Genomic DNA, 2,140 nt, shown 5'->3' with positions numbered 1-2,140 from the left:
TATCCAAGCTCATCGAGAATTAGCAGATCGAGACGGACCAGCGTCTCGGCAATCTGGCCTGCCTTGCCTTTTGCCTTCTCCTGCTCGAGCGCATTGACCAGTTCGATAGTCGAGACGAAGCGGACTTTTCGGCGGTGATGCTCGATAGCTTGAACACCGAGGGCAGTCGCGACATGTGTTTTGCCTGTGCCCGGGCCGCCGACGAGGACAATGTTATGCGCATCGTCCATGAACTCACATCGATGCAGTTGGCGCACCGTCGCTTCGTTGATTTCGCTGGCGGCGAAGTCGTATCCAGAGATGTCCTTGTAGGCGGGGAAGCGCGCAGCCTTCATATGATAGGCAATCGAGCGGACCTCGCGCTCGGCCATCTCGGCTTTTAGCAACTGGGACAGGATCGGCACGGCTGCATCGAAGGCTGGAGCTCCTTGGTCGATCAGGTCCGTGACGGCTTGGGCCATGCCATACATCTTCAGGCTACGCAGCATGATGACGACGGCGGCGCTGGCGGGATCATGACGCATGGCGACCTCCCACGACCCGGACCCGCAAACCATCGTAGCGTTCCACATTGGCCTTGGGTTCACGCAGCAAGGTCAGCGCCTGTGGCGTGTCTATGTCGGGACCGTCGGTGGTTTTGCCGTCAATCAGGCGATGCAGCAGGTTCAGCACATTCGTCTTGGTCGCGACGCCTTGATCCAGAGCCAGTTCCACAGCCCTGACAACAATCTGCTCATCGTGATGAAGAACGAGTGCGAGAATATCGACCATCTCACGATTGCCGCCGGGGCGGCGAAGCATCTGGTCCTGCAATTTGCGGAAGGCGGGCGGCCATTCCAAGAAGGGTGCACCGTTGCGCAGGGCACCGGGCTTGCGTTGGATGACCGCAAGGTAATGCCGCCAGTCGTAAATCGTTCGCGGCGGTTTGTCGTGGCTGCGTTCTATGATCCGCGGATGTTCACAGAGGATATTGCCCTCGGCCGCAACGACCAGCCGCTCGGGATAAATCCGCAGGCTGACGGGCCGGTTCGCAAAAGACGCGGGCACGCTGCAGCGGTTCCGCTCGAAGGTGATCAGGCAGGTGGGAGAGACGCGCTTGCTCTGCTCGACGAAGCCGTCAAACATAGCGGGGAGCGCCATCAATGCTACCCGCTCATCAGCCCAAACATCCGCGATCGTGCCGGGCAAGGTGCCGTGCGCTGTGTCGTGCCACAGGTCCTGGCAATGCTGTTCCAGCAAGACATTCAATGCCGCCAGATCCGGAAAGTGCGGCATCTGTTGCCACAAACGTGGTCGGGCATCCTGAACGTTCTTCTCAACCTGGCCCTTCTCCCAACCCGCGGCGGGATTGCAGAACTCGGGCGCAAAGACGTAGTGGTTCGTCATTGCAAGGAAACGGATGTTGACCTGCCGCTCTTTGCCGCGGCCCACGCGATCAACTGCGGTCTTCATGTTGTCGTAGATGCCGCGGCCAGGCATGCCACCGAATACGCGGAAGCCGTGCCAGTGAGCGTCGAAGAGCATCTCGTGCGTTTGCAGCAGGTAGGCTCGGACCAGAAACGCGCGACTGTGCGATAGCTTGATATGCGCGACCTGCAGCTTCGTTCGCTCGCCGCCGATCACGGCATAGTCTCACTCCAATCGAACTGAAATGCCTCGCCAGTGCGGAAAGACAGAGGAACGAATATGCCTCGGCCCGTCGTCCGCTGCTCAACCCGCCACTCACGGGCAAAGGCGGCGACACGGCCATAGGAGCCGGCAAATCCCAGAGCCGTCAGATCGGCATGAAGTTGCTTCAGCGTTCGGCGCTGTTTGCGTGACCTTCCGGCCTCGGTCTTCAGCCAGCCAGAGAGTTTGTCGGCGAACGGATCAAGCTTGCTCGGTCGTTCCGGTACCGTGAACGCCGGCTCGATCGTACCCGCGCTCAGATACTTTGCGATCGTGTTGCGCGACAATCCGGTGCGCCGGCTGATCTCGCGCACCGACAGCTTCTCACGCAGTGCCATCCGACGGATGATGTTTAAAAGTCCCATGTGGATCAATCCGTTGCCCCCGTCGCTCTCCGCGTTGGGGGAAGGTTCACAGGGCTCAATTCTCAATGGAAATTATGCGCCTAACCGGCTCAGTTCCGCGTGCAAAC

Annotated in this window: 1 protein-coding gene and 1 pseudogene; both read right to left on the bottom strand. The window is 59.8% G+C overall.

The genetic code is table 11. The features are described 5' to 3' along the window. Positions 1 to 524, bottom strand: a 524-nt coding sequence (locus ACEVQ6_RS23580) for an ATP-binding protein (protein WP_374891480.1), incomplete at its 3' end; no start/stop codon positions are given. Beyond that, positions 514 to 2,033: pseudogene (gene istA / locus ACEVQ6_RS23575) on the bottom strand (IS21 family transposase). The gene ACEVQ6_RS23580 and the pseudogene istA, both read right to left, overlap by 11 nt. Positions 2,034 to 2,140: the final 107 nt, after the last annotated feature.

The organism is Ensifer soli (genome assembly GCF_041928815.1).
Lineage (GTDB): Bacteria > Pseudomonadota > Alphaproteobacteria > Rhizobiales > Rhizobiaceae > JBHFEI01.
This window is presented reverse-complemented; position numbering and strand designations above follow the sequence as displayed.